Origin of the sequence: Micromonospora sp. S-DT3-3-22, assembly GCF_015354745.1 — a bacterium.
In the GTDB taxonomy this organism is placed as follows: Bacteria; Actinomycetota; Actinomycetes; order Mycobacteriales; family Micromonosporaceae; genus Micromonospora; species Micromonospora wenchangensis.
Genome location: NZ_JACGMO010000038.1, coordinates 21,128 through 35,295, shown reverse-complemented (window position 1 = coordinate 35,295; position 14,168 = coordinate 21,128). Strand labels below are relative to the sequence as shown.

Below are 14,168 nucleotides of genomic sequence, written 5' to 3'. Positions count from 1 at the left end.
AGGGCCGCGACGCCCACCGTCCGCGTGACTGTCGCGCATCGGTCGCCACCGCCCGACCGCCCCCGGTACGCGGACCGGACCGGCGGCGCCCCACCGTCACCCGGCGATGACCTCCCGCAGTCGGACGGCGAACCCGGCGGGGTCGTCGGCGAAGCCGATGTGCCCGCCGGGGAACATGGTGGGCGGCACGCCCAGTGCGGCGGCCAGCGCGCGGGAGCTGCGGTCGCACAGTTCCCCGGCCGACTCCTCGCCGAGGCCGACCAGCACCCGGGTCGGGCCGTCGCGCAGGGCGGCGACGTCCGGCTGGTAGCGGGTCGTGCCGCGCAGGGTGTGCAGGTACTGGTAGCGCTCGTCGGCGGCGTCCTGCGGGTCGGGTTCGCGGCCGAACATGCCCTGGACCATCTCCTCGGGCATGACGATGTTGGCGTTGGCGAGGAACTTCCGCCAGGCACCCAGCCGGTCCCCCCGCCGGTAGGTGGCGACCATGTCGTCCTCCCGGGCGAGCAGTTCGTCACGGTCGTCGAGCAGCAGCACCAGCGGCGGCTCGTGGGCGATCACGGTGTGCGCCGCCTGCGGGTGCGCCTGGGCGAGCGCCAGGACGGTGACCGCGCCACCGCTGGAGCCGAGCACCGCCGCCGGGCCCGCGTCGAGGTGGGCCAGCAGCCGGGCCAGGTCGTCGGCGCGCAGTTCGGGCGTGGAGTCCTGCTCCGGGTCGTGCAGCCGGCTGCGGCGGATGCCCCGTGGATCGGTGGTGAGCACGGTGTGGTCGGTGGCGAGCAGGTCGGCCAGCGGGGCGAACGCCCGGGCGTCCATCGGGGCGGCGACCAGCGCCACCAGGGGCCCCTGGCCGCGTACCTCGAAGTGCAGGGTCCCGTCGGGGACGGCCAGGGTGGCGGTGGTCACCGGCATGGTGGTGGAACTGCTCATGATCGGGTCCTCCGGGTCGTGACGTGCGGCTCTTACACGGTGCAGACTCCCGGCGTGGGGCAGAATCGTCGGTCGTGAGCACGATTCTTGCCGAGATCACGGCCGACGACCATGACGCGAAGCTGACCCGGGCCCGCGGTGGGGACGACGCCGCGTTCACCGCGCTGGTCGCGCCGCTGCGGCCGGAACTGCACGCGCACTGCTACCGGATGCTCGGTTCCCCGCACGACGCCGACGACGCGTTGCAGGAGGCCCTGCTGCGGGCCTGGCGGGCGCTGCCCCGGTTCGAGGGGCGCAGCTCGCTGCGGACGTGGCTCTACACCGTCGCCACCCGTACCTGCCTGGACCTGGCGACCGGGCGGGGACGGCGGGCGTTGCCGGTCGACCTGGGGCCGGCCAGCGAACACGCCGTGCCGGGCGGCGTCGCCGCCGACCACGTACGGTGGCTCGGCCCGTACCCCGACGCCGGCCTGGCCGCCGGCCCCGCCACCCCGGACGCCCGTTACGAGCAGCGGGAGGCCGTCGAGCTGGCGTTCGTCGCCGCGCTGCAACACCTGCCCGGCAACCAGCGGGCCGCGCTGCTGCTGTGCGACGTGCTCGGCTTCACCGCCGCCGAGATCGCCGCCATGACGGGCGCCACCACCGGGTCGGTCCACTCGGCGCTGGCGCGGGCCCGCCGGGTCGTCGCCGAGCGGGTGCCCGCCCGCAGCCAGCAGCAGGCGCTGCGTACCCTCGGTGACGCCCGGCTGCGGGAGGTCGCCGCCGGCTACGCCACCGCCCTGGAGAACGGCGACGCCGACGCCCTGGTCGCCCTGCTCACCGAGGACGTCACCTGGTCGATGCCGCCGCTGCCGCACTGGTACGCCGGCCGCGCCGCGGTGCTGGACTTCGCGCGGGCGATGCCGTTGGGCAGTTGCGGCAGTTGGCGGCACGTGCCGGTGGCGGCCAACGGCCAGCCGGCGGTCGCCAACTACCTGCGCGCGGGTGACACCGGCCCGCACCTGCCGTGGTCGGTCACGGTGCTGACGGTGCGCGACGGTCGGATCGCCGAGCTCGTCTCGTTCCTCGACGGCACCCTGTTTCCGACGTTCGGCCTGCCGGCCACCCGCTGACGGCCGGTGGGCGTGCCTCCCGCCCACCGGCCGACGCGCCCGGACGCTCAGGCCAGCGGCGCGGTGAGGGTGTAGGAGGCGTCCCCGGCGAAGGTGCTGCCGGCGGCGTACGGGTCGACCCGCAGCGCGTAGTCGTAGTGGCGCAGGTAGCGGCCGGGGTGGTTCCACGACTCGAAGGAGTAGCTGCCGCCCCCGGCCAGCCCGGTCCGGCTGCAGAAGGTGGCGTCCCCGGCGAAGACGGCGCTGCCGTCGTTGCCGGCGAGCCGGATGGTGAAGTCCCAGTGTCGCAGGTAGGAGCCGTTGACCGCGCGGAACGAGTAGCAGGAGGAGTTGGCGAGGCCGGGGACGATCTGGAAGGTGGCGTCCTGCCGGTCGGCCAGCGGGCTGCCGCTGCCGAGCACGTCGATGCGGGCGAGGTTGTCGCGGTGGCGGACGTACCGGTCGGGGAAGTTCGCCGAGCGCAGCGAGCGGTTGCCGGTGGGCGGGGCGGAGGTGTCTCCGACGCTCTCCCGCAGCACGGTGAAGTGGCGCACCGTGCCGGACAGCCCGGCCAGTTCGGTCTTGCCGGTGAAGCCGTACAGGTCGCTGCTGTCGGCGGAGTAGTAGCGGCCGGCGCCGTACTGGTCGAAGTAGATGCGCCACCGGTTGTCGGGCAGCCGGACCAGGGCGGGTCCTTCGAGGCCGGAGCCCCAGCCGGCCCAGTTGCCGGTGCCGACCCAGCTCCACGGGCCGGTCAGCGCGGGGGCGGTGGCGTGCTCGATGTACTTGGTGGTCTCGTTCTTCATGAAGTTGTGGTAGGTGTTGCCGACCTTGACGATGAAGCTGTCGATGTGGTTGGTGCCGATGCCGTTGAGCGCCGCCGGGGCGCTCCACGCCGACAGCGCGCTGTTCGTCGCCGTGATCCGGTAGGGCTGGAACTGCCCGGCGGTGCCGGTCTGCGAGACGGAGACGACGATGTGCACGCTGCCGTCGCTGTCGACGAACCACTCCGGGGCCCAGGTGCTGCCGTTGGCCGGTGCGACGGGGACGGTGACGTTGCGCTGGAAGGTCCAGGTCAGGTAGTCGGCGCTGCGGGCGATGCCGATGGTGTTGCCGGTCCAGCCGGTGGTATAGACGAGGTAGTAGTAGCCGTCGGTGTGCCGGATGACGCTCGGGTCGCGGACCAGCCCGGACGGCGGGGTGTAGGCGTTGGCCCGCTGGAGGGTGAACCGGGTGGCGTCGGCCGAGTCGTAGACGTACATGTTGGATTCGCTGCTGTTGGTGAACGCGGTCATCAGGTAGTGCGGGACCGGCCCGGCGGCGTTGGCCCGCGCCGGCCCGGCGACCAGCAGGCCACCGAGCACGCAGAGCACCGCCGCCAGAGCGCCGTACCGGAGACGTTCCATCGACACACCTCTCTCAATAAATCGATGGTTGTCATCCTGCACTATTGCCAACGGTTTTCGTAAGTGTTGCGATAAGCGCCATGGCCCGGACCTCCCGCGACATCCGCTCCGCCAACCGGCTCACCGTCGTCCAGCAGGTCGTCGCCGCCGGCACCACCAGCCGGCAACGCCTCGCCGTCGACACCGGGCTCAGCCTCGGCACCGTCGCCACCCTGGTCGCCGAACTCACCGACCTGGGGCTGCTCACCGAGGCCGGCCGGGAGGACTCCGGCGGCGGCCGGCCCCGCGGCCTGGTCACCGCCGACCCGCACGGCGGCCTGCTGGTCGGCGTCGACGTCGCCGAGACGTACGTGCACGTCGACCTCTTCGACACCACGCTGACCCGGCTGGCCGGCGCCGAGGAGGCGCTGCGCCCGCTGGAACGCCGCCCGCACCAGGTGGTCCGGCACATCGTCAGCGGCATCGACACCGTCCTGGCCGGCACCGGGGCCCGGGTGCTCGGCGTCGGCGTCAGCGTCCCCGGCCAGGTCGACCGGGAGGGCGGCGTGTCGGTGTTCGCGCCCAACTGGAACTGGCACGACGTACCGCTGCGGGACCTGCTCGCCGACCGCCTGCCGCTGCCGCTGCACCTGGACAACCCGCTACGGGCGGCGGTGCTCGCCGAGCTGTGGGCCGGGGCCGCCCGGGGCCGCGACGACGTCGCCGTGATCAACCTGGGCACCGGCGTCGGGGCGGGCCTCGCCTTCGGCGGCACCCTCTACCGGGGCAGCAGCAACAGCGCCGGCGAGTGGGGGCACACCACCCTGGTCCTCGACGGCCGGCTCTGCCGGTGCGGCAGCCGGGGTTGCGTCGAGGCGTACGTCGGCGCGCCCGGCATCATGCAGACGCTGCGCGACCTGGCCCCGACCAGTCCGCTGCTGCACCCCGAGGACCAGACCGCCACCCTCGACGCCCTCGCCGCCGGGCTCGCCGACGACGACCCCACCGCCACGAAGGTGGTCGCCGAGACCGCCCGCTACCTCGGCGTCGCCGTCGCCGACCTGGTCAACCTGATCAACCCGGAGGTCGTGGTGCTCAGCAGCTGGGTCGCCGACCGGCTCGGCGACCGGCTGCGCGACGAGGTCCGCGCCGTGGTCGCCCAGCACGCGCTGCGCCGCCCGCTCGCCGCCACCGGGATCGTCCGCTCCCCCGTCGCCGGCAACCCGGTCAGCCTCGGCGCGGCCACCCTCGCCCTGGAGGGCTTCCTCACGCAGGGACGGTAGCCCGCCGCATCCGCGGCGCGACATCGACCCGGTGCGTCGATGCCGCCGCCGGTGCCGGCGGCGGCAGCTCCCCGCCGCCCCCGGCACCGACGGGGTCCGCACCCCCGACCGCCCGACCGCCCGACCCGATCCGGTCCGGCGCGGGTCTGGCGGGGCGCGGGGGTGGCGTCAGCGGCCGACGTAGGCCGCGAGGTGTTCGCCGGTGCGGGTGGACCGGGCGGCGACCAGGTCGGCGGGGGTGCCCTCGAAGACGACCCGCCCGCCGTCGTGGCCGGCCCCGGGACCGAGGTCGATGATCCAGTCGGCGTGCGCCATCACCGCCTGGTGGTGCTCCACCACGATGACCGAGGTGCCGCCGTCGACCAGTCGGTCGAGCAGGCCGAGCAGCTGGGCCACGTCGGCGAGGTGCAGCCCGGTGGTCGGCTCGTCGAGGACGTACACACCGCCGGGCTCGGCCATCCGGGTGGCCAGCTTGAGCCGCTGCCGCTCGCCGCCGGAGAGGGTGGTGAGCGGTTGACCGAGGCGCAGGTAGCCGAGCCCGACGTCGACGAGCCGACCGAGGACGGCGTTCGCCGCCGGGGTGCGCGCCTCGCCCGTGCCGAGGAACTCCGCCGCCTCGGTCACCGACATCGCGAGCACCTCGCTGATGTCCCGACCGCCGAGGCGGTACTCCAGCACGGCGTCCTGGAACCGGCGGCCCTCGCACTCCTCGCAGACGGTGGCGACCCCGGCCATCATCGCCAGGTCGGTGTAGATCACCCCGGCGCCGTTGCAGCCGGGGCAGGCCCCCTCGGAGTTGGCGCTGAACAGTGCGGGTTTCACCCCGTTGGCCTTCGCGAACGCCTTACGGACCGGGTCGAGCAGACCGGTGTACGTCGCCGGGTTGCTCCGCCGCGACCCCCGGATCGTCCCCTGGTCGATCGCGACCACCCCGTCGCGCCCCGACACCGAGCCGTGGATCAGGGAACTCTTGCCCGAACCGGCCACCCCGGTGACCACCACCAGCACGCCCAGCGGAATGTCGACGTCGACGTCGCGCAGGTTGTGGGTGTCCGCGCCGCGTACCGCGAGCACGCCCGACGGCCTGCGCACCGCCGGCTTCACGGCGGCCCGGTCGTCCAGGTGCCGCCCGGTCAGGGTGCCGCTGTCCCGCAGCCCGGCGACGGTGCCGGCGAAGACCACCTCGCCGCCGGCCGAGCCGGCACCCGGGCCGAGGTCGACCACGTGGTCGGCGACCGCGACCACCTCCGGTTTGTGCTCGACGACCAGCACCGTGTTGCCCTTGTCCCGCAACCGCAGCAGCAGGTTGTTCATCCGCTGGATGTCGTGCGGGTGCAGCCCGACGGTGGGCTCGTCGAAGACGTAGGTGACGTCGGTCAGCGAGGACCCCAGGTGGCGGATCATCTTGGTCCGCTGCGCCTCCCCGCCGGACAGGGTGCCGGCCGGCCGGTCCAGCGACAGGTAGCCGAGGCCGATCTCCTCGAACGAGTCGAGAAGCCATTGCAGCCCGGACAGCAGCGGGGCCACCGAGGGTTCGTCGAGGTCCCGCAGCCAGGCGGCGAGGTCGCTGATCTGCATCGCGCAGACGTCGGCGATGTTCTTCCCGCCGATCTTCGACGACCGGGCCTGCGGGCCGAGCCGGGTGCCGGCGCACTCGGGGCAGGTCGTGAAGGTCACCGCCCGCTGCACGAACGCCCGGATGTGCGGTTGCAGGGTGTCGACGTCCTTGGCCAGGTACGACTTCTGGATCTGCGGGATCAGCCCGGCGTACGTCAGGTTGATGCCGTCCACCTTGATCCTGGTGGGTTCCCGGTGCAGCAGGTCGTGCAGCTCGGACTTCGTGTACCGGCGGATCGGCTTGTCCGGGTCGAAGTAGCCGCAGCCCCGGAAGATCCGGCCGTACCAGCCCTCCATGCTGTAGCCGGGAATGGTCAACGCACCCTCGTTGAGGGATTTGCTGTCGTCGTAGAGCGCCGACAGGTCGATGTCGGTGACCGCGCCCATCCCCTCGCAGCGCGGGCACATGCCGCCGAGGCGGTGGAAGGTCGCCTTCTCGGTCCTCGTCCGGCCGGCGCCCCGCTCGACCGTGATCGCGCCGCTGGCCCGCACCGAGGGAACGTTGAACGAGTACGCGTTGGGCGGGCCGATGTGCGGCTGCCCCAGCCGGCTGAACAGGATGCGCAGCATGGCGGTGGCGTCGGTGGCGGTGCCGACGGTGGAGCGGGCGTTCGCCCCCATCCGCTCCTGGTCCACGATGATCGCCGTGGTCAACCCGTCGAGCACGTCGACCTCGGGTCGGGCCAGCGTCGGCATGAAACCCTGCACGAACGCGCTGTACGTCTCGTTGATCAACCGCTGTGACTCGGCGGCGATCGTGCCGAACACCAGCGAACTCTTGCCCGACCCGGAGACCCCGGTGAACACGGTCAGCCGCCGCTTCGGGATCTCGACGCTGACGTCACGCAGGTTGTTCACCCGCGCGCCCTGCACCCGGATCAGATCGTGGCCGTCGGCCCCGTCCGGCCCCGGCGAGCGGCCCTGCGTCATCGCGTCTCCCCCTCCGTCGGGCGGGTCCGGCCCGCCCCCACTGCCCGCATGATCCTCCCCCGCCCCGCCCCACCACCCCGGGCCGCCCTGCATGATCGACCCGATGTCGGAGATCCAGCGGTATCGGAGCGGTGGGATACCGCTGGATCACCGACATGGTGAGCGACCCGTCTCCCCCGGACCGGGACAGTCAGTCCAGGATCGCCGTCGCCTCGACCTCGACGAGAACGTCCGGCTCGAAGAGATAATCGACGCCGATGAGCGACGACGGAGGCAGCGGCTGCGGCAGGCCGAGCTCCCCCGCCACATCCTCCACCCCGGCCATGAAGTCACCGATCCGCTCCGGCGACCAGTTCGTCACGTAGAACGTCAGGCGGACGACGTCGGCGAAGCTCGCCCCGGCACCGGCCAGCCCGTACCCCGTGTTGCGCAGCGCTCGGGCGACCTGACCCCGCAGGTCGCCGGTGGCGACCGGCCGGCCGGCCTCGTCCCGGCTGATCTGGCCGGCCACGTGGACGTGGCGCGACCCCGACGCCACCGCGACGTGGTGGTAGGGAACGGGCTGCGTCATGCCCGGCGCAGAGAAAAGCTGGACACCCATCTGATTTCCTCCCTCTAGGTATCTCATGGATACCTGGTGCACCGAGGGAACTTCAACGAGACTAGGTGTCATGCCCGAAACCACACCCCTGCCGGCGGAAGCCCTCCAGATCACCCCGCCCCACCGCGAACTGCTGGACCAGGTGCTCGACAAGTGGTCGCTGGAAGTGCTCAACCAGCTCTGCGAACGGCCCTCCCGGTTCAACGAGCTGCGCCACGCCATCCCCGCCGTCTCCCAGAAATCACTGAGCGCCACCCTGCGCCGGCTCGAACGCAACGGCATCGTCGCCCGGCACGTCCTCTCGTCGCGGCCGGTCGCCGTCGAGTACCGCATAACGCCGCTGGGAAAGACGCTCCGGCACCCGGTCGACGTGCTCCTCGACTGGGCCGGGCAGCACCTGCCCGCCATCGAGGCCGCCCGCCGCTCGTACGACGAGACCAACTGACGGCGCGCGACCGCCACCTCCAGCGCCGGCAGCATCCGGTGGGGTTTGACCTGCTACGAACGAGCCGGGACAGCACCCGTCCGATGATCGTCATCCCTTCGCATCACAGCCCCTGCCCCGAGGGCCCGGCGGGGCGGGGGCCGTGATGTCCGCGCAGTTCAGTGCCGTCGAGGGGACCGGCGTCACTTGGCGTTGAAGTAGTTCGCCTCCGGGTGGTGCACCACGATCGCGTCGGTGGCCTGCTCCGGCACCAGCTGGAACTCCTCCGACAACTGCACCCCGATCCGCTCCGCCCCGAGCAGCTCCACGATCTTCGCCCGGTCCTCCAGATCCGGGCAGGCCGGGTAGCCGAACGCGTACCGGCAGCCCCGGTAGTCGTTGCGCAGCAGGCCGGCCAGGTCGGTCGGGTCGCCGGTGGCGACCGTGCCGCCGCCCGGCAGGGTCAGCTCGGAGCGGATACGCCGGTGCCAGTACTCGGCGAGCGCCTCGGTGAGCTGCACCGACAACCCGTGCACCTCCAGGTAGTCGCGGTACTCGTTGGCGGCGAACATCTTCGCGGTGTAGTCGCTGATCGGCTGGCCGACGGTGACCAGCTGCAACGCCACCACGTCGAGCCCGTCGTCCTTCGGGCGGAAGAAGTCGGCCAGGCAGAGCCGCCGCTCCTGCCGCTGCCGGGGGAACGAGAACCGGGCCCGCTCGCTGTTGCCGTTCTCGTCCAGCACCACCAGGTCGTTGCCCTCGGAGTACGCCGGGAAGTAGCCGTACACCACGGCCGCCTCCAGCACCTGGTCGGCGATGAGCCGGTCCAGCCAGTAGCGCAGCCGGGGCCGCCCCTCGGTCTCCACCAGTTCCTCGTACGACGGGCCCTGGCCGCCCCGCGACCCGCGCAGCCCCCACTGGCCGAGGAAGGTGGCCCGTTCGTCCAGCAGCGCCGCGTACTCGGCCAGCGGCACCCCCTTGACCACCCGGGTGCCGAAGAACGGCGGGGTGGGCACCCCCACGTCGGTGGCCACGTCGGAGCGGACCGAGGAGTCGTGCAGTTCCGGCAGCACCTCGGTGACCATCGTGCGCTGCTTCTCCCGGCGGGCCCGCCGGGCCGCCAGGGCCGCCTCCCGCTCCGGGTCGATCACGGGTGCGCCGCCACGCTTGGCGGTCATCACCCGGTCCATCAGGGCCAGCCCCTCGAAGGCGTCCCGCGCGTAGTGGACCTGGCCGGGGAACATCGCCCGCAGGTCGTCCTCGACGTACGCGCGGGTCAGCGCCGCCCCGCCCAACAGCACCGGCCACCGCTCGGCGACCCCGCGCGACGCCATCTCGGCGAGGTTCTCCTTCATGATGACCGTGCTCTTGACCAGCAGCCCGGACATCCCGATCGCATCGGCCCGGTGCTCCTCGGCGGCGTCGAGGATCGCGCCGATCGGCTGCTTGATGCCGATGTTGACGACCTCGTAGCCGTTGTTGGACAGGATGATGTCGACCAGGTTCTTGCCGATGTCGTGCACGTCGCCGCGTACGGTGGCCAGCACGATCCGGCCCTTGCCGCCGTCCTCGACCGCCTCCATGTGCGGCTCCAGGTAGGCCACCGCCGTCTTCATCACCTCGGCGGACTGGAGCACGAACGGCAACTGCATCTGCCCGGAGCCGAACAGCTCACCGACGACCTTCATGCCGTCGAGCAGGATGTCGTTGATGATGGACAGCGGGGACCGGCCCTGCGCCATCGCGGTGTCCAGGTCGGCCTCCAGGCCGTTGCGCTCGCCGTCGATGATCCGCCGCTTGAGCCGTTCGTCCAACGGCAGCCCGGCCAGCTCCTCGGCCCGGGTGGCCCGCGCCGACGCGGCGTCGACGCCCTCGAACGCCTCGATGAACCGCTGCACCGGGTCGTAGCCCTCGCGCCGCCGGTCGTAGATCAGGTCGAGGGCGACCTCGCGCTGCGCCTCGGGGATCTTCGACATCGGCAGGATCTTGCTGGCGTGCACGATCGCCGAGGTCAGCCCGGCCTGCACGCACTCGTGCAGGAACACCGAGTTGAGCACCTGCCGGGCCGCCGGGTTGAGCCCGAACGAGACGTTCGAGATGCCCAGGGTGAAGTTGACCCCCGGGTAGCGGGCGGCGATCTCCCGGATCGCCTCGATCGTCTCGATGCCGTCGCGCCGGGTCTCCTCCTGGCCGGTGGCGATCGGGAAGGTCAGCGCGTCGATGAGGATGTCCGACCGGTCCATCCCCCAGCGGCCGGTCAGGTCGTCGATCAGCCGGGCCGCCACCCGGACCTTCCACTCCCGGGTACGGGCCTGCCCCTCCTCGTCGATGAGCAGCGCCACCACGGCCGCCCCGTGCTCGGCGATCACCGGCATCACCCGCGCGTAGCGGGAGTCGGGGCCGTCGCCGTCCTCGAAGTTGACCGAGTTGACCACGCAACGCCCGCCGAGCATCTCCAACCCGGCCTCGATCACCGCCGGCTCGGTGGAGTCCAGCATGATCGGCAGGGTGGACGCGGTGGCGAACCGGCCGGCCAGCTCCCGCATGTCCTGCGTGCCGTCCCGGCCGACGTAGTCGACGCACAGGTCCAGCAGGTGCGAGCCGTCGCGGGCCTGGCTGCGGGCCACCTCGACGCACGCCTGCCAGTCGGCGGCGAGCATCGACTCGCGGAACGCCTTGGAGCCGTTGGCGTTGGTCCGTTCCCCCACCATCAGCACCGAGGCGTCCTGGGCGAACGGCACCGGGTGGTAGATCGACGAGACACCCGCCTCGTGCCGGGGCTCCCGCGCCGCCGGGGTCGCGCCGTGCAACCGCTCGGCCAACGCCCGGATGTGCTCCGGGGTGGTGCCGCAGCAGCCACCGATCAGCCCCACGCCGTAGTCGGCCACGAACCGTTCCAGGGCGTCGGCCAGCTCCACCGGGCTCAGCGGGAAGTACGCCCCGTCGGCGGTCAGCACCGGCAGGCCCGCGTTCGGCATCACCGACAGCGGAATCCGGGAGTGCTGCGACAGGTAGCGCAGGTGCTCGCCCATCTCGGCCGGGCCGGTCGAGCAGTTCAGCCCGATCAGGTCCACCCCCAGCGGCTCGATGGCCGCCAGCGCCGCCCCGATCTCGCTGCCCACCAGCATGGTGCCGGTGGTCTCCACGGCCACGTGACAGATGATCGGCACCTGCTGGCCCAGCTCGGCCATCGCCCGCTTCGACCCGACCACGGCCGCCTTGACCTGCAACAGGTCCTGGCAGGTCTCGATGATCAGCGCGTCCGACCCACCGGCGATGAGCCCGGCCGCGTTCTCCTGGTACGCGTCGCGCAACGTCGCGTACGGGGCGTGGCCGAGGGTGGGCAGCTTGGTGCCGGGGCCGATCGAGCCGAGCACGAACCGGGGGCGCTGCGCCGTGGCGTACGCGTCGGCGACCTCCCGGGCGATCCGCGCGCCGGCCTCGGACAGCTCCCGGATGCGCTGCGGGATGTCGTACTCGGCGAGGTTGGCGAGGTTCGCGCCGAACGTGTTCGTCTCGACGCAGTCCGCGCCGGCCGCCAGGTAGGCCTCGTGCACGCCGCGCACCACGTCGGGCCGGGTCACGTTGAGGATCTCGTTGCAGCCTTCCAGCCCCTCGAAGTCGTCGAGGCTCAGGTCGGCAGCCTGGAGCATTGTCCCCATCGCGCCGTCGGCGATGAGAATCCGGTCGGCCAGCACATCCCGCAACGAAGTCCGCACCACATCAGGTTAGTGCGAGGAATCCGGTCACCGTCGACGCCCGGTCGCGTCCCACTATGTGTCCATCCGCTCCCCGTCCCGGTTCGTACCGGTTCGGCGGCGGGGTGGGCCTACGTCCCGGCGCGGCCGACGGGCCACGCGCCGCGCCGGGACGTAGGCTTGCGGACGTGAAGGACATCAGGGACGCCACCGTGCACGGCGGGCGGGTGACCGGGCCGACCCCCGGCGCCGTCGGCGACGAGCGGGGCGAGGTGACGGCGTGACCGAGTTCGACGGGCTGCCGGTGCTGCGGTCCCCGGTGGCGATCGCCGCCTTCGAGGGCTGGAACGACGCCGCGGACGCCTCCACCGCCGCCGTGGAACACCTCGAACAGGTCTGGCAGGCCCGCCAGATCACCGAGATCGACCCGGAGGAGTTCTACGACTTCCAGGTCAGCCGACCGACGATCACGATGTCCGACGGCGAGACCCGCCGGGTGGAGTGGCCCACCACGAAGTTCATGGTGGCCAGCCCCGAGGGCACCGACCGCGACGTGGTGCTGATCCGGGGCATCGAGCCGAGCATGCGCTGGCGCACGTTCTGCGAGCAGGTGCTGGAGATCTGCCACAGCCTTGAGGTGGAACGGGTGGTGCTGCTCGGCGCGCTGCTGGCCGACGTGCCGTACACCCGGCCGTTGCCGATCAGCGGCAGCGCCTCCGACGCCCAGGCGGCCCAGCGCTACCAGCTCACCCCCACCCGCTACGACGGTCCCACCGGCATCGTCGGGGTACTCCAGGACGCCTGCACCCGGGCCGAGGTCGACGCGGTGTCGTTCTGGGTGCACGTGCCGCACTACGCCAACAACCCGCCCTGCCCCAAGGCGACCCTGGCCCTGCTGCACCGGGTCGAGGACGTGCTCGACCTGCCGGTGCCGATGGCCGACCTGGCCGAGGAGGCCGCCGAGTGGGAGCAGCGGGTACGCGGCGCCGCCGAGCAGGATGCCGAGCTGGGCGAGTACGTGCGTGAGCTGGAGGAACGGGTCGGCGACGCGGGGATCACCCCGTTGACCGGTGACGAGATCGCCCAGGAGTTCGAGAAGTACCTGCGCCGTCGGGGCGGTTCCGCCGGCCCCACCGCCGGCTCCTGGTAGTCGTCCCCGACAGGCCCCGGACGTCGTGGCGTCCGGGGCCTGTCGGCGTGTCCGGGGTGGCGTCGTCGCCCCGTCTGGGGCATCCTAGGAACCTAGCTGTCAGGAGGAGGCGGGCGTGCAGATCAACCCGGGAGCCGCCGAGTTCCCGCACCGGCAGATCGCCGCGCAGCTCAAGGCCCAGGTGCGGCGGGGCGACTGGGGGCCGGGCGAACGGCTGCCGTCCATCCCGGCCATCGCCGAGATGTTCGGGGTGGCGAAGCAGACCGTGCAACGCGCCGTCGACCAGCTGCGGGTCGAGGGCATCCTGATCACCAAACCCGGCTCCGGCACGTACGTGCGGGGCACCCGGCGGCGGCTCAACCGGCTCTCCCGGGGCCGGTACGGCGGATTCCGGGGTTACCACACCGACCTCGCCGCACGGTACCGCCAGCAACTCGTCTCGGTCGGTCGGGCGCCCGCCCCACCCGAGGTGGCCGACGCGTTCGGGGTCGCCGACGGCACCGAACTGCTCTGCCGCCGGCACCTGGTGCGCACCGACGACTCCCCGGTGGAGGTAGGTGCGTCCTGGTTCCTGCCGAAGGACACCGCCGGCACCTCGCTGGAACGGGCCGAGGCGTTCGGCCGGCCGCTCTACCAGGAGGCCGAGGAGGCCACCGGCCGGCGGTACACCACCGCCGCCGACACCATCAGCGCCCGCCAGCCCAGCCGGGAGGAGGCCGAGACGCTCCAGATCCGCCCCGACACTCCCGTGCTGCACCTGCTGCACGTCGCCTACGACGCCCACCGCAAGCCGATCGAGGTCGCCCAGGCCACCTGGCCCGGCCCGATGACCACGCTGACCGAGGAGTACCAGGTCCCCGCCCCCGCGCCGGACCCCGACCCCGACCCCGGCCTGGTCCTCGGCTGATCCCGGCCGGGCACCGCCCACCGTCCCGGCCCGGCCCACGTACGGGGCCGGGCAGCACCGGACGGACGGGGGGCTGCCGGGCGGCGGCCACCGCAGGCCGGGCAGGGGTGGCGCAACCGGCGGGACGGCACCGGGCGTACGGGGCCAAGCCGTGC

At 72.6% G+C, this 14,168-nt stretch carries 10 protein-coding genes; 5 read left to right on the top strand and 5 right to left on the bottom strand.

What is annotated here, in order from left to right:
* Positions 1–96 precede the first annotated feature (96 nt).
* Entirely contained in the window at positions 97–927 is an 831-nt protein-coding gene (locus H1A17_RS13700; protein ID WP_194822018.1) for an alpha/beta fold hydrolase, read from the bottom strand.
* Between the two features lie 74 nt (positions 928–1,001).
* On the opposite strand from H1A17_RS13700, the gene H1A17_RS13695 reads away from it, so the two are divergent.
* Entirely contained in the window at positions 1,002–2,039 is a 1,038-nt protein-coding gene (locus H1A17_RS13695; protein WP_145920292.1) for a sigma-70 family RNA polymerase sigma factor, read from the top strand.
* Positions 2,040–2,086: 47 nt separating this feature from the next.
* Here H1A17_RS13695 and H1A17_RS13690 read toward each other — a convergent pair whose 3' ends face one another.
* On the bottom strand, positions 2,087–3,424 hold the full coding sequence (locus H1A17_RS13690; protein WP_145920293.1) for a glycoside hydrolase family 43 protein: 1,338 nt from the start codon (positions 3,422–3,424) through the stop codon (positions 2,087–2,089).
* An 80-nt stretch (positions 3,425–3,504) separates the two neighbouring features.
* Between H1A17_RS13690 and H1A17_RS13685 the strand changes: the two genes are divergently transcribed.
* Positions 3,505–4,686, top strand: coding sequence for an ROK family protein (locus H1A17_RS13685; RefSeq protein WP_145920294.1), 1,182 nt, complete (start codon positions 3,505–3,507; stop codon positions 4,684–4,686).
* A gap of 168 nt (positions 4,687–4,854) precedes the next feature.
* Here H1A17_RS13685 and H1A17_RS13680 read toward each other — a convergent pair whose 3' ends face one another.
* Both H1A17_RS13680 and H1A17_RS13675 read right to left on the bottom strand, forming a co-directional pair.
* Positions 4,855–7,233, bottom strand: a complete 2,379-nt coding sequence (locus H1A17_RS13680; protein ID WP_194822017.1) for an excinuclease ABC subunit UvrA — start codon at positions 7,231–7,233, stop codon at positions 4,855–4,857.
* Positions 7,234–7,423: 190 nt separating this feature from the next.
* Entirely contained in the window at positions 7,424–7,834 is a 411-nt protein-coding gene (locus tag H1A17_RS13675; RefSeq protein WP_194822016.1) for a RidA family protein, read from the bottom strand.
* Positions 7,835–7,904: 70 nt separating this feature from the next.
* Here H1A17_RS13675 and H1A17_RS13670 point away from each other — a divergent pair, with 70 nt between their 5' ends.
* On the top strand, positions 7,905–8,279 hold the full coding sequence (locus H1A17_RS13670) for a helix-turn-helix domain-containing protein (protein ID WP_194822015.1): 375 nt from the start codon (positions 7,905–7,907) through the stop codon (positions 8,277–8,279).
* Between the two features lie 182 nt (positions 8,280–8,461).
* Here H1A17_RS13670 and metH read toward each other — a convergent pair whose 3' ends face one another.
* On the bottom strand, positions 8,462–11,965 hold the full coding sequence (gene metH / locus H1A17_RS13665) for a methionine synthase (protein WP_145922882.1): 3,504 nt from the start codon (positions 11,963–11,965) through the stop codon (positions 8,462–8,464).
* A 271-nt stretch (positions 11,966–12,236) separates the two neighbouring features.
* Here metH and H1A17_RS13660 point away from each other — a divergent pair, with 271 nt between their 5' ends.
* Both H1A17_RS13660 and H1A17_RS13655 read left to right on the top strand, forming a co-directional pair.
* Positions 12,237–13,106: a PAC2 family protein gene (locus tag H1A17_RS13660; protein ID WP_145920298.1), complete on the top strand. Its 870-nt coding sequence runs from the start codon at positions 12,237–12,239 to the stop codon at positions 13,104–13,106.
* A 115-nt stretch (positions 13,107–13,221) separates the two neighbouring features.
* The gene (locus H1A17_RS13655) at positions 13,222–14,013 is read left to right on the top strand and encodes a GntR family transcriptional regulator (RefSeq protein ID WP_145920299.1); all 792 of its coding nucleotides are present in this window, start codon (positions 13,222–13,224) and stop codon (positions 14,011–14,013) included.
* Positions 14,014–14,168: the final 155 nt, after the last annotated feature.